The sequence below is a fragment of the Alteromonas sp. ABV4_515 genome (genome assembly GCF_056160345.1).
The window spans coordinates 829,154-844,345 of record NZ_JBSWWZ010000001.1 but is presented as its reverse complement, the minus strand read 5'-3'; the positions used below and the strand labels follow the sequence as shown (position 1 = coordinate 844,345).

The following is a 15,192-nucleotide window of genomic DNA, read 5'->3' as shown; positions in this document are numbered from 1 at the left end:
TGCTGCTGTGATCTTTTCTCTCCGATAATTTGTTCGAATGATCATCTAGAAAACTCCCTGCGTTATTCACTCCAGAAGTGTGAAAAAAATTCCTTATCTGTGAATAGGTTAACATTAACTTGAAGTAATGTTTGTCTGTTCATTGACGCTAACTTCCTGAATCAACATAATTTTTACAATTTAATATTTGTCTGGCTTCATGCTTGCACCTGTTTTTCACAACATTGAATTAATGAACATGATGAAACAGGAGCTAACTATGACCGACAAAGTACAAACGATTAATCCTGCCACTGAAGAAACTGTTGCCGAATATACGCTGATGTCCGAAGCGGACGCGAATCAAGCCGTTGATATTGCCCATGAAGCTTTTCTGAGCTGGAAGAAAACCAGCTTCGATGAACGGGCGAAACTAATGAATAACCTTGCCGATCAGATTGAAAACAATGCCGACACCATTCTCGATTTAATGACCAAAGAGATGGGTAAAGTAACTGAACAGGGTAAGCAGGAAATTGCGCTGTGTGCTTCCATATGTCGTTACACCGCCGAAAATGGCGAAAAGGTGCTGGAAGATGAAAACCGTGTATACGATGGCGGCAGTGCCATTATCACCTTCCAGCCAATTGGTGTGATTTTGGGGATTCAGCCCTGGAACTTCCCGCTCTATCAGGTTATTCGTTACAGCGCAGCCAATGTCATGGCCGGTAACACCACAGTGATGAAGCATGCTGCCAATGTGTTTGGTATGGCGGAATTTATTGAGAAGCTCTATCTCGATGCTGGTTTCCCGAAAAATGTTTACCAGTCGTTACTGATAGACGGCAAAACTGCGAGCAAGCTTATTGAGCATGACAAAGTGCGCGGCGTCACCTTTACTGGCAGTGACAATGTGGGCAAAACTGTGGCGGAAACCGCTGCAGGCCTGTCGAAGAAAACTGTACTGGAACTGGGCAGTAATGATGCCTTTGTGGTGCTGTCTGATGCCGATATTGAAACAGCGGTGGAAGCCTGCGTACAGGGACGCATTATTAACAACGGCGAAACCTGTGTGGCGGCCAAGCGCTTCATTATTGTAGAAAGTGTCTACGACGATTTCCGTAACAAGTTTGTTGACGCGTTCAAGGCGCTGAAGGTGGGTGACCCTACCGATTCGGAAACGGATCTTGGTCCCATGGCCCGTGAAGATCTTCGCGACAAACTGCACGAGCAGGTCGAAGAATCTGTGAAAAATGGTGCCACAGTGACACTCGGCGGTGAAGTGCCAGACAAGACAGGCTGGTTCTATCCGGTAACGATTTTAGAAAACATCAAGCCAGGTATGCCTGCTTATGATGATGAACTGTTTGGTCCGGTGGCTTCTTTTATTCGCGCGAAGAACGATGCAGATGCTATGCGTATTGCCAACGATTCCCGTTATGGTCTGGGCGGCGGTATTTTCACCACTGACAAGCAGAAAGCCATTGATCTGGCCCGGGAAGAATTCGACACCGGAATGGTTAACATTAACGGCTATTCACTGGCACAGCCTAACCTGCCATTTGGTGGGGTGAAAGACAGTGGCTACGGTCGTGAGCACGGTGGTTTCGGCATGAAAGAGTTCGTTAACGAGAAAACGATTTTTATTGCTGAGTAAGCGTTGAATGTAAAAGCGTAAAGTATTAAGCAATGCCCTGACTTACGAAAGTAAATCAGGGCTTTTTAGTTTATAAAGAATAGATTTTTTACGGCAGTTAAGTGCTCATTAAATCGTGTAAGTCGCACCTATGTAAAACGTTCTGCCGCTTTGTGAGGTGTTGTACAGGCGGTCGCTGCTGTCTGAATACTGCTCCTCGCGCTCATCGCTCAGGTTTACCCCTTCCAGGCTCAGTTTGAGATTTTCTGACACGTTGTAAAACGCCGAGAAATCCCAGTACGTGGTGCCGTGGAAGCCAGATTCATCTTCATCTACGCTGGAGGTCTCTACCCAGGTTAGGTATTTATCGCGGTGCGTCGCCGATACTCGCGCTCCCCATGCATCTGTCTCGTAATACACCGTGAGGTTATAGGTATTCTTCGACAGACCGTAGAAAGGACGAACAATTTGTGTTGTTTCGCCATCAACGATCACATCGTGCACCGAGTCTCCATCGGCATAGGTATAGTTTGCAATGGCGCCCAGCTTATCGAATGGCGCAGGCAAAAAGTCGAAATCACGCTGCAAAGAGAATTCCCAGCCGCTGAAGTCACTGTCCTGAAGGTTTTGCGGCTGATATACGTCGTAAAGCGTGTCAGCGGTTTGCGGGTTGCCGTCTGCGTCCACCGCGCCGTCGATGAGTTCCAGCGGATAACCGGTTTCACCATAAGCGGTTGGTGTGGTGGTAGTGCTGATAAAGTTTTCTATATCCTTTCGGAAATAAGAAACAGCCATATAGCCCACTTCATCGAAGTAATATTCTACACCTGCTTCCATGTTTACGGTTTCGAACGGCTGCAACGCCGTATTTCCCGCGCTGATAGAAAGGCCGCTAGCCCCGGCTTGAGGATCGGTGTTGATGCTGCCGCCAACGGCAAGGTTGTTCAGTGTCGGACGGGTTAGGTTCTTGCCGGCACTGGCGCGCAGTACTAAATTGTCTGTGGCATACCAGGCCAAGTTCATGGTTGGCAGATAGCCATCGTAGTCACTTTCCAATGTGACGTACTCCGTCTGGTTAAACAGGCCCGCAGAGGTAATGTCGGTTTGATAATAGCGAACACCAGCATTCGCTCTTAATTCAGTATCGCCCAGGAACAAGCTAAGATCGTACAGCACGTAAGCCGCTTTTGTTTCTTCTTCCACCTTGTTTGGTGTACGCACCATGTCGCCGTTTCTGTCGATGCCATAAGTCGCCAGTACACTGTTCACATCGGTACTCAGCCAGGCTTGTTGACTGTGCTGGTTGTTCACAAACACGTAATCGGGATTTACCACGTCGGATACGGCGCCAGACTGCCAATCATCGAGCAATAGGTTGTCGGTTTGCAGATAATTGTCTGAATGCTCGAATTTCTTGTAGGACAGGCCCACTCTTAATCCGCTGTAACTGTTCAGCGCATAGTCGGCATCAATTTTGGCCACATCAAAAGCGTTTTCAATATCGTTAGCGAGCAGGTCGATATCGTGATAACGAAACTCATCGATGTTTGTGGGGTTATAGCCGTTGATATAGCTGTTCTGACCATAAAAACGGTCCTGAGTGAAATCAATGGTTTCGTCACCGAAGGATTCCAGATAAACCTTAGCACTGTTGTCCTGATAAGTGCTTTTCATGGTACCGGCAAGAGCGGACAGTGTGAGATCAGACGATACCGTCCAGTCTGCGTTTAACACAAACTGGGTTATTTCACTGTCAGCCGTTTGATTACGGGTTTCAGACTGGATATTGGTGTTACTGAAAGAGGAATACACCACTTCATTATTGGCGTTGTATTCAATGTCGTTGAGTTGGGAACAGACATAGCCTGCGCCATTATCGTAGTCTGGGCCGGCACAGCCCAGCGCCGTAGAGTTTGAGCCATTATTGGCGAGGTGATATTCATCGCGATCAATACCTAGTTTGCCGTAAAGGGCGTCAAAGCCAATGGACAGGTCGCTATTCGGGCGATACTGCAGTGCCAGCGTTGCGCCTAGGCGGGTTTGGTCACTGTTAAACAGTGAATAGCGACTCCCCCGGGAAAACCGCAAATCGCCACTGTTTACAGCCGCTTGGTCGGCTGCGGACAAGGCTGAGATATCAGAGCCTTGTGCATCGAGCGGCCGCCAGCGATAGGTGTTATAGCCTTGCTCACTGGTATTACGATTGCTGTAAGCCACAGAGATTAACGCACCGAATTTGTCCCATGTATTAGAGACCAGCGCGGCAATGCGCGGGCTGGTGTCGTTGGTGTTTGCGTTATCGCCGGCCTGGACGCTGATGGCGCTACGGAAGCCGTCGTAGTCGAATGGCTTAGCAGTGTGCAGACCAACGGTACCGCCAATGCCGCCTTCGTCCATGTCTGCAGAATACGACTTCTTCACATCTATTTGGTTAAACAGTTCAGAGGCAAAAATGTTGAAGTCGAAAGAGCGGGAGTTATTGGTGCTCCCGCGACTGTCCATGGATGATGAAGAGGTGCCCAATGCTTCCATACCGTTCAGTTGTACCTGCGTGAAATCGGCATTCAAACCGCGCAGAGAGATCTGTCGGCCTTCACCCGCTTCGCGGTTAATGGTGACGCCAGGAACCCGCTGGAGCGATTCAGCCAAGTTCAGATCGGGAAAGTCGGCAATGTCTTCTGCCAATATCGTGTCTTGTGTGCCCAGTGCATCTTTTTTTAAGTCTTTGGCTTGAATAAGCGAGCGACGGTAGCCGGTTACTTCGATTTGCTCCATCGCCTGTGCAGAAGGATCGGATTCTTGCGCCTGCGCGGTTTTTGGCAAACTGCCTAAAATACTCAATACGGCCAGAGCGAGAGACGTTTGTCTAAAAACGGTGTGCATAGTGGGTCCTTGATAATTCTATTTGTGTCGTTTCGTTATTGTTTTCAGGACCGACTATGGCAGGGACTGTGCCAGTCTAAATGGGGATATTCAGAACCGTTTTTTTCTTGAACGATAATCCATAATCTCGAGGTCGAATGGATAAATTGATGGGATGAATGACACCGATGTCAATCGGTGATCTTTTCGGACTGACGGTGTTAAGGGATCGTCTGTTTGAAGGCGCTGTGTGAAGTGTTCCTGAAAAGCAACACTTCACTACGAGGTAATTGCGGAAAGCCTTATGTCTTCTGTTTTATTAGTTGTGGTGCTGCAGGAAGCGACAGCATACCCACTAGAGTTTTATCGGCGTATAGCCATCAGGACCGGGCGCACCGAAAATGGCGGCGGCATCGTGAACTTCGTCGGGGAGTGATTCATCAATTTTAAATCGTCCGTCGATAGAGAAATTTTTAAAGCCTTGTTCAACAATCACGTCCAGGGTTAAGCCCAACATGTTCGGCTCATTCACCTTGATCCCTAGTCCCTTATCGACACAACGCAGTTCCGCCGAATAATTACCAAAATCGATAGGGCCGCGAGTACCTGCCACTGTTGCATTCAGCCAGTCACCAAATCCTATCAGCTCGTTACAATCTGGGCCGAAGGATAAGGCTTCGATACGGGCACGGAAACGTCCGTCTGCATTAACCGGTAACGGTAGCGGCACTTGCGCCAATACCCGGTCTGCAGGCATAAATAAAAGGAAGTCATTGGATTCGATGGTTTCTGGAGAAAACAGGCTGGTGCGTATCTCTCCCTTGAAAGACACTTCGTCGGCGGCGCGAAGGTTACCGCCTTTTACATCAGCGTGAATGCCGCCAGTGAGCAGTGCCAGGCCAGACAGTTCCCATTCCACATTGGTCACTGGCGTACCTTCAAATACCACGGCCTGCGCTTTACCGTTCCACACCGTGCCGGTTACACCGTAAATATTCAGCCCTTTTGGCAACGATTGCCCTTGCAACAGAAAGGTGGCTGGCATGTAGATCACCAGAAAGAACAGAAACGTCAGGATTGCCGCCAGTGTCCACAGAATTTTTGCTTTCATTATTTACCCAGTTGAAGTCGACGAATACGAACCATGCCCGGCGCGTTGCCTTCTGCGAGGTCGGCTTGAAGGATCAGGATACCCATTTCTTCCATATTCTGCAGCCAGCCCAGAACATCATTAAACGGTGCTTCATCTACCGTTACCTGAATTTCATCATCTTGAGGCTGCATGCGGGCGATGGCGATATTGAATCGCGCTGACGAGGTGTTTACGGCCTGGGGTAATGAGCCACTGAAAACCTTATTGCCTGAGGTGCGGCGCAGCTGCTGCGCGCGAACGGCATTTTCCTGCACCCACAAAAGTAACTCGCTTTGGCTCTCTAGTCGGGCTTGTTGCTGTTCAAGGCTGTTTGAAAGCGGTTGCCAGATCACCCAGTAAAACAGCGCGATAATGAGCACAACACCAGAGATAAGAACCAGACGTTGCTCGCGCTCGCTAAGTTGGCGGTATTTTTCCATTAATTTCATCGCTTAGCCCCGTATCGCTACTGTGCCGATAACCGCATCATCACGATTATTAATTGCGCCCTGTTCAATTTCAAACCCGGCACTTTCTGCCTGGCGTTTGAACTGCTCTAACGACTCAAAGTTTTTACCTATGGCCTGCATGCGTATTTCTGTTCGTGATGCATCGAAACGCAAGGTTTGTGGTTTCACTTCAGAGGTAGCAAACGCATTCGTTAGTTCGCCCATCATTGCCAGCATAGACGCACTACCGCCGCCCTGCTGCATCTGCGCCATTTCACTGCGGATCTTTAAGCGTAAATCCCGGTAAGTGCCAAGGTTTGGAAATCCGGCTTTCACGGCCTGATCAATCTGTGCACTGAGCTGGTCATTTTGCTGGCTTAACTGATAGATGCTCACGCCCTTATCAATCAGGCTGGTGGTCAGTGCAACCACGGCCAGAACAGCGGCTACCCGCCATTGATGGAGATAGCCGGTACGCTTGCGTTTAATGCGGTATTCGTTTTGCAGTAAGTTGAACGACGAGGCTATCGCTTCTTTCGCCATCACGTGCATGGGTAGCTCGAGGTCGGCGGTGTGTACATCCAGGTTGGGGATGGCGGACAACTCCATATCGGCGTAATTGTGCACGGTGGTTAACGATTCAGCCCGGCGCAGGCGATGGCTGAACGCGGGTAGCAGCCAACTGAGCTCGCCTTCCATGCCTTGCCATTCATCCTCACGAATAAGCAGGTCCTCACCGACTGCAAGCACGCTCCACGCGCCCTCATGATGAGGAACGGCGAGTACATCAGGTAACAATTTGTCGCAGTACAGGCCGGCTTCGTTGAGCCAGTCCTGCCAATCTTCCATCTTTTCGCGGCTGACAATCGCTACCGCCTGTTGGTCACCCCGTCGAGGCCCCATGGCAAAAAATTGTTTGCTTACATCCTGTGCCAGTTCATCTTCTAGCATGAACGGAATGGCACTCAGCACTTTGCGACTTGCCCGTGGCGGCAAGGCTACCCAGCGCATTGCGATATCGCAGGTGGGTACCAGCGCGATAGCTGGGCGTTGGCCCGCTCGTTCTTTTAATGTTGCCAGCTGTGAGGCATCGGGCAGTTCACCGGACGCGATGATTTCCTGTTCATCGGCCGACCAAACCAACCACTGCACACGGTCTTCCTGCCGTGAGCCTAGCCTGACCAGTAATTGTTCCATTACTTTACTCCTCCGAATTCGCGTCGCACAACTTGTACGTTCTCTCCACCCTGAGCTTTAAACAGCGTGCTGAGCGAAAAAGTGGCTTTATTGTACTTGGTCTTTGTATGCAAGATAAAATATCTGGTAGTGATGGTAAACCAATCAAGTTGTTCAGCGGTAAGATTCATTGCCGCAACAGACGGTTCACTCAAAAAGTCGTTTATGTCGTCCCAGCCATCTTCCGGGCGACTCGATATCAGGCTGGTAGCGTCGGTTAACGTCATGCCTGTTAGTCCTGCGAGTAATGCTGCACGCTCTTTAGTAAGCGTGTTAACGTTAATTTCCATGGCAGTCTCGTCGGGGATAACGCAAATCAATTCCTGAATATCTTTCAGCCACAGTGGGCTGACGCCATTCACCAGACGCAGCTCTGACTGATTGGTCATGAGGTTATTCGCCGCCAGATAAGGGTGTTCACGGCTTTCGTATTCGGCATCTTCAGCGCCATAAGTGCGCATACGATCATCCCCATCCAGCCAGTCAGCTAAGCTGTCTCGTACCGTTTCTGCGGTGTAGCTATCGATATTATCGCCGGTTGCTTCCAGCATGCGACCGAACGCCAGCATGGGTTCTGTGGCCTGGGTTGAGTTGCTACTGCTTTGGCTACTCTGTGCTGCTTCGCCGAGCGCATTCAGATTAAAACAGCTCTGAGCATCCTCGAGTTGCGCTTGAATACCGCCGTTCTCCAAAGGGAATGTAAATTCCTGCGCCCAGGGCTGAGTAATAACAATTTTATCGGCCGTTTCATCGAAAATGCTTTTTATCGATTTACGGGCGAAGGCTTCTGCGCTCATGGCATACCAGTAGGCCTGATTATTATCTTTGATATTAGACGCCCGCTTCACCTGAATTTGTAGTCTTGAACCCATGTCGGTAGCAATAATCACGACTAACGCTACGATCATGAAAACAATAATCAGCGCGACGCCACGTTGTTTATGCATGCTTCTCATAAACTGGCTCCGCTAACCGTAAATTCGCGGCGTATAAGGCCAAAATCTTTGCTCACAAACTCGAATGCAACGGCTTTGGGGAGTGCCGCGCCGACGAACGATTCACTCCAGTTCAGGCCTTCAGATTCATCAAAGTTGCCGTTTTCGTCTTCTTCAACATCGGCAATAAATTCAACTTTAAAATCGGAAATGTCTTCCAGCAGTACTCTGACTTTAGGCTCGGTGCCAACCACGTTGTCCACATAGTTGGTGTACAGTCGTTCAAGGTTGCCATCGCGAACCCGGTAGGCAACGGCTTGTAAGGTGCTACGGGGCAACATCATTTGCGGGTTCTTCCAACCACTGCGCACAAACTGAATGCCCTCACCATCGCTGTCATCGGTTTCGCCACCACGCATAACTACCGTATTGCTTTCACCTGATCCCGTGCGTACCGCGCGGGGAACGGCCTGCTGCATGTCCCGCTCTATAGTGGTGACGGCGCGCTGAAGTTTTTGAAATTTATCAAAACGAGCGGAAGACAACTCGTCACTGTCGAGTACGGTGGTAAGTACTGCCGTGGAGGCCACGCCAATGAAAGCAAAAATCGCAATCGCGATAAGAATTTCAATGAGAGTAAATCCACGTTGTTTCATTGAATCGCCACCGGCTTGCTCACGTAGGTAATCACATTCGCCTGGAAGTACTCGTACTGCGGGTCTTGGCCTACGTTCACTTCTACTGCACGTAAGTCGTCATCGGTAGTTTTGGTCACAACCTGCTGCCAGTACCAGGTGCGATCTGCCATTTCCATGGTTCCGCGCTGATTGTTTTTCGGCGGCCAGGTACCAGTGAGTTTCATCTCGTTCAGACGGTTATTGGCTACCCAGGTGGCAAAGGTGACTTCTTCAACCTGGCTGACGCTGGATAAATGTTCGGCGGCAGACTTCATTACCGCAGTACCGGCCAGCGCAAAAATGACCAATGCGGCCATTACTTCAATGAGGGTCATGCCAGACTGACGGCCAAGTTGCGCTTTCATTGTGGGGGCAACTCCAGCGGCCCTTCCAGTTTCAAGGGAGGCACGTCTTCATTAAGAATTTGATAGTAAACCGGAGAATCGGTACCAAAGTCTGGCTCGTAATTCATGGTTAGCGTAAATGGGGTGATTTCGCCGCTGGACATAATGAGTACCTGAGGCGGGGGCAGCTTGCGATCTTCTTCGTTACCGATTTCTACGCCTTCTTCGTCTAGCGAGAAGTTTTCATTAAACATTTCGCGGTCGAATAGCTGATCCTCGGTATCCCAGGGCAAGTCATCGAGGTTTAAATCGTAAGTAAACGGGTCGGCGAGTACGTGGGCTTCATAAAGTGTTTCGTCAGTGATTTTTTCCCACTCGTCATCATCATTCAGAAACACAAAGTAATATTCGTGATCATCCTGCTCAAAACGAATGCCCAACTGCTGCTGATTCAGTACCGCGTAGTCACTGGCCATATCTACCAATACTTGCAGGCGCTGGGCTTCTTTTTTCAGTTGATCTGACTGGTTAACACCAAAAACATTGAATACCACATAGGTGGCAGCCAGCCCCATCAAGGCCATCACCAACATCAGCTCCAATAAGGTGAAGCCGCGCTGCGGTGTGTGCAGGTTGGGAAGACGGGGCTGTTTCATACACAATGCAATTACAGGTATTCGTTCACGTTCCAGGTACCGATGTCGTCATCAGTGCCTGGTTCGCCGTCGGGGCCGTTTGAATAGATGTCGTATTCACCCATTTCACCCGGACTCATGAACTGATAAGGATTGCCCCACGGATCTTCTGGCAGGCGCTGGATAATGCCACCCTTAGGGTAGTTCTTTGGAATAGGCTCGATAGTCGGCGCTTCAACCAGGGCTTCCAAACCTTGCTCGGTAGAGGGATAACGGTTTGCCTGCATCTTGTACATGGCAATTGCGCCTTCAAGTTGCTGGATATCTACCGCCGCTTTTTTCTTCTGCGCAATTTCCTGGTTGCCAATTACGTTTGGCAGAACCATAGAAGCGATAATGCCGATGATAACCAATACAATCATCACTTCAATCAGGGTAAAACCTGCGTGTCTTCTCATCTTTCTCATTAGATATTCACCATCTTATTCATAGCTAATATAGGTTGCAGTATGGCCATTACGATAAACAGTACCACCAAGGCCATCACAACAATCAACATGGGTTCAAAAATTTTAAGGGTTATGCTGACCTGGGCTTCGAATTGACGCTCCTGGTTGTCTGCAGCACGCCCTAACATGCCTTGTAATTCTCCTGACTTTTCGCCAGAGGCAATCATGTGCATCATCATCGGCGGAAACATTTTTGTGTTGTCTAGTGCAGCCCGCAAGCTGCTACCTTCCTTAACATTGACCGCCGCTTCCATAATAAGATTCTTGATGTGCTGATTTTGCAGTACATCGGCGGATATGCGCATGGCTTCCAGCAATGGCACAGCGCTGGATGAAAGAATGCTTAAAGTTCGGGCGAATCGCGCTGTATTCAGGCTTTTGCTCACTTTACCGATTACCGGTAACCGCAATATGAGCTGGTGATACTTGAGCCGCATGGCGGGTTGCTGTACTAGCCGGTTGGCAACGAAAATCAACAACATGATAAACAGTAGCAAGAACAGACCGTAACTGCGCATCCAGTCACTCAGGTCAATTAAGAACTGTGTAATAGCCGGAAGTTCCTGGCCCATATTGGTAAAGTTGCCGACGATCTTAGGCACGACCAAGGTTAGAAGTAATGAGATAACCCCTATGGCGAAGGTAAGCATAATGCAGGGGTACACTAACGCCTGGGTAATTTGGCTACGTGTTTGCTGACGGCGTTCGGTGTAATCGGCCAGTCGGTTTAGTACCACATCAAGGTGTCCGGATTTTTCGCCGGCAGCCACCATGGCGCGGTATAACTCGTCAAATACGCTAGGGAACTGGCCCATGGCATCCGCTAAACCATGACCTTCTACCACTTTACTGCGCACTGCCATCATCATATTTTTGTGACGGGGTTTTTCGCTTTGTTCGGCCACGGCCAATAAAGCTTCTTCGATAGGAAGGGCCGATTCAATAAGGGTAGAGAGCTGGCGGGTAATAAGCGATAAATCGGCGGCTGAAATTCGCGGTCGGAATAACGACGACATGCTTTTAGACTGGCTGCTGGATTTCTCCGCTACCATTTCCACTTCAAGGGGAATTAGGCCCTTCTCTCGCAGCTGTTGGCGTACCTGACGGGCGTTATCACCTTCAAGTACACCTTGCTTATTACGTCCGCTTGCGTTTACCGCTTTGTAAGAAAACGCTGCCATGGATTAATCCTCGCGGGTAACACGCAGCACTTCTTCTAACGAAGTCATGCCGGCCAGTACCTTGCTGCAACCGTCTTCACGAATACTCGGGGTATGTTGTCGGATATATTTCTCTATCGCCTGCTCGCCTTTACCGTCGTGCATCATGCCTCGAATGGATTCATCAACCAGCAACAACTCGTGGATGCCGGTTCGGCCTCGATAACCGGTTTGATTACAGGCAGCACAGCCTTTTGGCTGATAAATGGTTGGCAGAGGTTCACCCGGCTTCACACCCAGTAGCTCTGCTTGTTGTTCGGTAGGCTGCGTTGGCACCCGGCACTCAGAGCAGAGTGTGCGCACCAGACGTTGCGAAAGCACTGCTAACAAGCTCGACGACATTAAGAATGGCTCGATACCCATGTCTTCTAATCGGGTAATTGCACCCGATGCCGTGTTGGTGTGCAGTGTGGATAATACTAAGTGACCGGTTAAACTGGCCTGAACCGCAATTTGGGCAGTTTCAATATCCCGAATCTCACCTACCATCACCACGTCAGGGTCTTGGCGGAGAATGGCCCGTAAGCCACGGGCAAAAGTCATGTCTACCCGCGGATTAACCTGGGTCTGACCAATGCCGGGAAGATCGAACTCGATAGGATCTTCCACCGTTAAAATGTTGCGGTCTTTCGAGTTGATCTCGGTTAAACCTGCATACAAGGTGGTACTTTTACCCGAACCTGTGGGGCCGGTTACCAGAATAATGCCGTGTGGTTTGCGGATAAGCTCTGAGAATACATCGCGGATGCGTTTGGTCATCCCCAGATCCTCTAAATTTAGTCGCGCATTGTTTTTATCTAACAGACGTAGTACTACGCGCTCGCCGTGGTTAGATGGCATGGTGGAAACCCGCACGTCGACCGCGCGACCGGCAATGCGCAGTGTAATACGGCCATCCTGCGGTACCCGCTTCTCGGCGATATCGAGTTTCGCCATAACCTTAATACGAGATACCAGCATGGAAGACAGCTTACGATTCGGGCGAAGAATCTCGCGTAGTACACCGTCAACCCGGAAGCGCACTATAAGCTGGTTCTCGAAGGTTTCGATATGAATATCGGAAGCACCTTCTTTGATGGCTTCGCCGAGCATGGCGTTGATCAGTTTGATGATCGGGGCATCGTCTTCGCTGTCGAGCAGGTCTTCGGTGTCAGGGAGTTCTTCGGCTAACGAGAACAAATCGCTTTCGTTGCCCAAATCTTCCATGAGCTGCTTAGCTGCAGACGAGTCACGCTGGAACGCCTGGGTCAGCAGACCTTCAAATTTATCCTGTGGGATCTCAGCAATAGTAAAAGGCTCGCCATAGAAACGGCGTACTTCAGCAAACACGGTAAACGGCGTTGCTTCGGTGAAGTATAGGGTGGCCGGATCGGTATTGGTTTCAAGTAATACATGGTGGCGCTTGGCAAAGCTAAAGCTAAGCTGACGCGGTCCGGCCTCTTCTGCCAGTTCTTCATCTGACAGGCTATCCATAGCCTCTTCCTGCGCTGCGATAGCCTGCTCGAGCGGGTCTTCAGTCGCAGCCATAATTAGTCGTTATCCTTTTTCTCTTTTTCCAGAATGTACTCTTCAAAAGACGGTGGCAGCGCCATGTCATCATCCCACTTGGGCATAGAAGGCTGCTCTTGATATGGCATCAGCGATACGCCTTCATCATGACGTTTAAGCTGTTGCGCGCGAATGTAGTTGTACTTGCGACGGCTGATGTCGTTCATGCGCACGCCATCACGCACAATCGTCGGCTTTAAGAATACCATCAGGTTACGTTTACGCTTGCTGGTGGAGGTCGATTTAAACAGGTGACCAAGAATAGGAATATCACCTAAGATAGGCACCTTCTGTTCACTTTCCTGAACATCTTCATCAATCAGGCCGCCAAGCACAATCGTGCCGCCATCATCCACAATAACTGTGGTCTTGATTTGACGTTTGTTGATGGATATATCCACGCTGGTGGCACCGCTTACGCTGGATACTTCTTGTTCGATAGTTAACTGAACCGCATCGCCTTCGTTGATTTGCGGTGTCACTTTCAGCTTGATTCCCACTTCCTGACGATCAACCGTGGTAAATGGATTGGAATTGTTTGAACCCGTGGTGGTACCGGTGATGATAGGCACTTCCTGACCTACGATAAAGAAGGCTTCTTCGTTATCCATGGTGGTTAGGTGCGGTGTTGCCAGAACGTTCGAATTGGTATCGCTGCTAACGGCTTGAACCACTGCACCCCAGCCGTTTTTGATCACCCCAGCAAGAAGACCATTCGCGCCACTTAGCAAGCTAGCCAGCGCGGTATAATCGCCTTCCTCGGTGGAATCGATCTGAACGACGTTACCTTCGTCGGTGATATACGCTTCGGTGGTGGTTTCATCTTCAGCTTGTTTGAGCGCAACCGCAAGCGAGCCTACTGGCACAACACCATTGGTAAACTGTGTACCGCCACCTTCTTCAGACACCCATTGCACGCCAAGTTGAGCACCATCACCTTCAAACACTTCAACGATGATGGCTTCTACCTGTACCTGCGCACGACGTACGTCGAGCTGACGAACCACTTCTTCAAGTGAGCGCATCATGTCAGGTTCGGCGGTAATAACCACAGCGTTTGAATCTTCGTGGGCGTCGATACTGATTTCTCGGTTAGAACCACTGCGACGAGTTTGACCATTGCCTTGTTCTTCGGCTTGAATGCTGGCCGATACACCTTGCAGCACTTTAACCAGATCTTCTGCTTTGGCGTAGTTTAAGAATAGAACGCGGGTATTACCGCTGGTTTCCAGCTCCTGATCCATACGCTGAATAAGATTTACAATGCGGGCGCGGGCTTTGGCGTCACCGGAAACGATGACGGAGTTCGTACGGTCATCGGCAACGGCGCGGGGGTCGGATTTACCGGTATTCGCCGCTTTGCCCTGAGATTTATTGATGCTGTCTATAATGCGTACCATTTCAGAGGCAGACGCATAACGCAATTTAACAATTTCAACTTCTTCGTCACCGGCGCGGTCAACTCGCTCGATAATTTCAACTAAGCGGTTTACCACCGCTGCGCGGCCTGTCAGCATCATTACGTTGGAAGGATCGTGGGCCACAACGTTACCGCCGCCGGCCTGATCGTTGAGTTGGCGAAGGATGGGGGCCAGTTCCCGGACTGGTACATTGTATACGGGAACCACGCGGGTGATCATTTCATCACCGTCCATAGAAGTGCCTTCAACAACCGGAATATTGGAGGTCTTTGCCTCCTTTGCGCGCACGACTTTCAGCACTCCACTGGGCATTTCTACCACAGCAAAATCGTAAACCTGTAAGACGTTGAGGAAGAACTGATAATACTGCTCTTCATTAAGCATATCGTAGGAGCGTACGCTGATTTTTCCGCGTATACCATCACCCACAATAATGGTTTTTTTCAGATTTTTACCCACAATCGAGATGAACTCGTTAATGTCGGTATCTTTGAAGTTAGGCATGTACTCTGCAGCTGTTGCAGACACGCAAAGTGCAGCGGCGCAGATTGCTGCTGTGATCCGCGAGAATATCTTCCGGCTCGATTGCCTCATGACTCTGTCTTCCTA

At 49.7% G+C, this 15,192-nt stretch carries 13 protein-coding genes; 1 reads left to right on the top strand and 12 read right to left on the bottom strand.

Annotated elements, in window-relative coordinates:
- The first annotated feature begins 259 nt into the window (after window positions 1-259).
- The gene (locus tag ACXAGX_RS03550) at window positions 260-1,636 is read left to right on the top strand and encodes an NAD-dependent succinate-semialdehyde dehydrogenase (RefSeq protein ID WP_474836599.1); all 1,377 of its coding nucleotides are present in this window, start codon (window positions 260-262) and stop codon (window positions 1,634-1,636) included.
- A 108-nt stretch (window positions 1,637-1,744) separates the two neighbouring features.
- Here ACXAGX_RS03550 and ACXAGX_RS03545 read toward each other — a convergent pair whose 3' ends face one another.
- The 12 genes from ACXAGX_RS03545 to gspD all read right to left on the bottom strand — a co-directional run bounded on the left by ACXAGX_RS03545 (window position 1,745) and on the right by gspD (window position 15,177).
- Complete coding sequence (locus ACXAGX_RS03545) at window positions 1,745-4,498, bottom strand: TonB-dependent receptor (RefSeq protein WP_474836597.1); 2,754 nt, start codon at window positions 4,496-4,498, stop codon at window positions 1,745-1,747.
- A 334-nt stretch (window positions 4,499-4,832) separates the two neighbouring features.
- Window positions 4,833-5,588 carry a type II secretion system protein N gene (locus ACXAGX_RS03540; protein WP_474836595.1) on the bottom strand — a complete coding sequence of 252 codons (756 nt, stop codon included), beginning with the start codon at window positions 5,586-5,588 and terminating at the stop codon, window positions 4,833-4,835.
- Window positions 5,588-6,058: a type II secretion system protein GspM gene (gene gspM / locus ACXAGX_RS03535; protein WP_070124554.1), complete on the bottom strand. Its 471-nt coding sequence runs from the start codon at window positions 6,056-6,058 to the stop codon at window positions 5,588-5,590. Before gspM ends, ACXAGX_RS03540 begins: the two co-directional genes overlap by 1 nt.
- Window positions 6,059-6,061: 3 nt before the next feature.
- A complete protein-coding gene (gene gspL, locus ACXAGX_RS03530) occupies window positions 6,062-7,255 on the bottom strand; it encodes a type II secretion system protein GspL (RefSeq protein WP_474818688.1) in 1,194 nt (397 codons plus the stop codon).
- A complete protein-coding gene (gene gspK / locus ACXAGX_RS03525) occupies window positions 7,255-8,250 on the bottom strand; it encodes a type II secretion system minor pseudopilin GspK (protein WP_474818689.1) in 996 nt (331 codons plus the stop codon). Before gspK ends, gspL begins: the two co-directional genes overlap by 1 nt.
- Entirely contained in the window at window positions 8,247-8,885 is a 639-nt protein-coding gene (gene gspJ / locus ACXAGX_RS03520) for a type II secretion system minor pseudopilin GspJ (protein ID WP_474836593.1), read from the bottom strand. Before gspJ ends, gspK begins: the two co-directional genes overlap by 4 nt.
- On the bottom strand, window positions 8,882-9,271 hold the full coding sequence (gene gspI, locus ACXAGX_RS03515) for a type II secretion system minor pseudopilin GspI (RefSeq protein WP_474818691.1): 390 nt from the start codon (window positions 9,269-9,271) through the stop codon (window positions 8,882-8,884). Before gspI ends, gspJ begins: the two co-directional genes overlap by 4 nt.
- On the bottom strand, window positions 9,268-9,906 hold the full coding sequence (gene gspH / locus ACXAGX_RS03510; RefSeq protein WP_474818692.1) for a type II secretion system minor pseudopilin GspH: 639 nt from the start codon (window positions 9,904-9,906) through the stop codon (window positions 9,268-9,270). Before gspH ends, gspI begins: the two co-directional genes overlap by 4 nt.
- A gap of 11 nt (window positions 9,907-9,917) precedes the next feature.
- Window positions 9,918-10,343 carry a type II secretion system major pseudopilin GspG gene (gene gspG, locus ACXAGX_RS03505; RefSeq protein ID WP_425388356.1) on the bottom strand — a complete coding sequence of 142 codons (426 nt, stop codon included), beginning with the start codon at window positions 10,341-10,343 and terminating at the stop codon, window positions 9,918-9,920.
- 8 nt (window positions 10,344-10,351) lie between these two features.
- On the bottom strand, window positions 10,352-11,575 hold the full coding sequence (gspF, locus tag ACXAGX_RS03500) for a type II secretion system inner membrane protein GspF (protein ID WP_474818693.1): 1,224 nt from the start codon (window positions 11,573-11,575) through the stop codon (window positions 10,352-10,354).
- A gap of 3 nt (window positions 11,576-11,578) precedes the next feature.
- Window positions 11,579-13,141 carry a type II secretion system ATPase GspE gene (gene gspE, locus ACXAGX_RS03495; protein WP_474818694.1) on the bottom strand — a complete coding sequence of 521 codons (1,563 nt, stop codon included), beginning with the start codon at window positions 13,139-13,141 and terminating at the stop codon, window positions 11,579-11,581.
- A gap of 2 nt (window positions 13,142-13,143) precedes the next feature.
- Entirely contained in the window at window positions 13,144-15,177 is a 2,034-nt protein-coding gene (gene gspD / locus ACXAGX_RS03490; protein WP_474836591.1) for a type II secretion system secretin GspD, read from the bottom strand.
- Between the last annotated feature and the right edge of the window lie 15 nt (window positions 15,178-15,192).

Bases quoted from the DNA above. Each gene is read 5' to 3' on its own strand.
- gspJ (WP_474836593.1), bottom strand. From the start codon at position 8,885: ATGAAACAACGTGGATTTACTCTCATTGAAATTCTTATCGCGATTGCG.
- ACXAGX_RS03540 (WP_474836595.1), bottom strand. From the start codon at position 5,588: ATGAAAGCAAAAATTCTGTGGACACTGGCGGCAATCCTGACGTTTCTG.
- gspL (WP_474818688.1), bottom strand. From the start codon at position 7,255: ATGGAACAATTACTGGTCAGGCTAGGCTCACGGCAGGAAGACCGTGTG.
- gspI (WP_474818691.1), bottom strand. From the start codon at position 9,271: ATGAAAGCGCAACTTGGCCGTCAGTCTGGCATGACCCTCATTGAAGTA.
- gspD (WP_474836591.1), bottom strand. From the start codon at position 15,177: ATGAGGCAATCGAGCCGGAAGATATTCTCGCGGATCACAGCAGCAATC.
- gspH (WP_474818692.1), bottom strand. From the start codon at position 9,906: ATGAAACAGCCCCGTCTTCCCAACCTGCACACACCGCAGCGCGGCTTC.
- gspG (WP_425388356.1), bottom strand. From the start codon at position 10,343: ATGAGAAGACACGCAGGTTTTACCCTGATTGAAGTGATGATTGTATTG.
- gspF (WP_474818693.1), bottom strand. From the start codon at position 11,575: ATGGCAGCGTTTTCTTACAAAGCGGTAAACGCAAGCGGACGTAATAAG.
- ACXAGX_RS03545 (WP_474836597.1), bottom strand. From the start codon at position 4,498: ATGCACACCGTTTTTAGACAAACGTCTCTCGCTCTGGCCGTATTGAGT.
- gspM (WP_070124554.1), bottom strand. From the start codon at position 6,058: ATGAAATTAATGGAAAAATACCGCCAACTTAGCGAGCGCGAGCAACGT.
- gspK (WP_474818689.1), bottom strand. From the start codon at position 8,250: ATGAGAAGCATGCATAAACAACGTGGCGTCGCGCTGATTATTGTTTTC.
- ACXAGX_RS03550 (WP_474836599.1), top strand. From the start codon at position 260: ATGACCGACAAAGTACAAACGATTAATCCTGCCACTGAAGAAACTGTT.
- gspE (WP_474818694.1), bottom strand. From the start codon at position 13,141: ATGGCTGCGACTGAAGACCCGCTCGAGCAGGCTATCGCAGCGCAGGAA.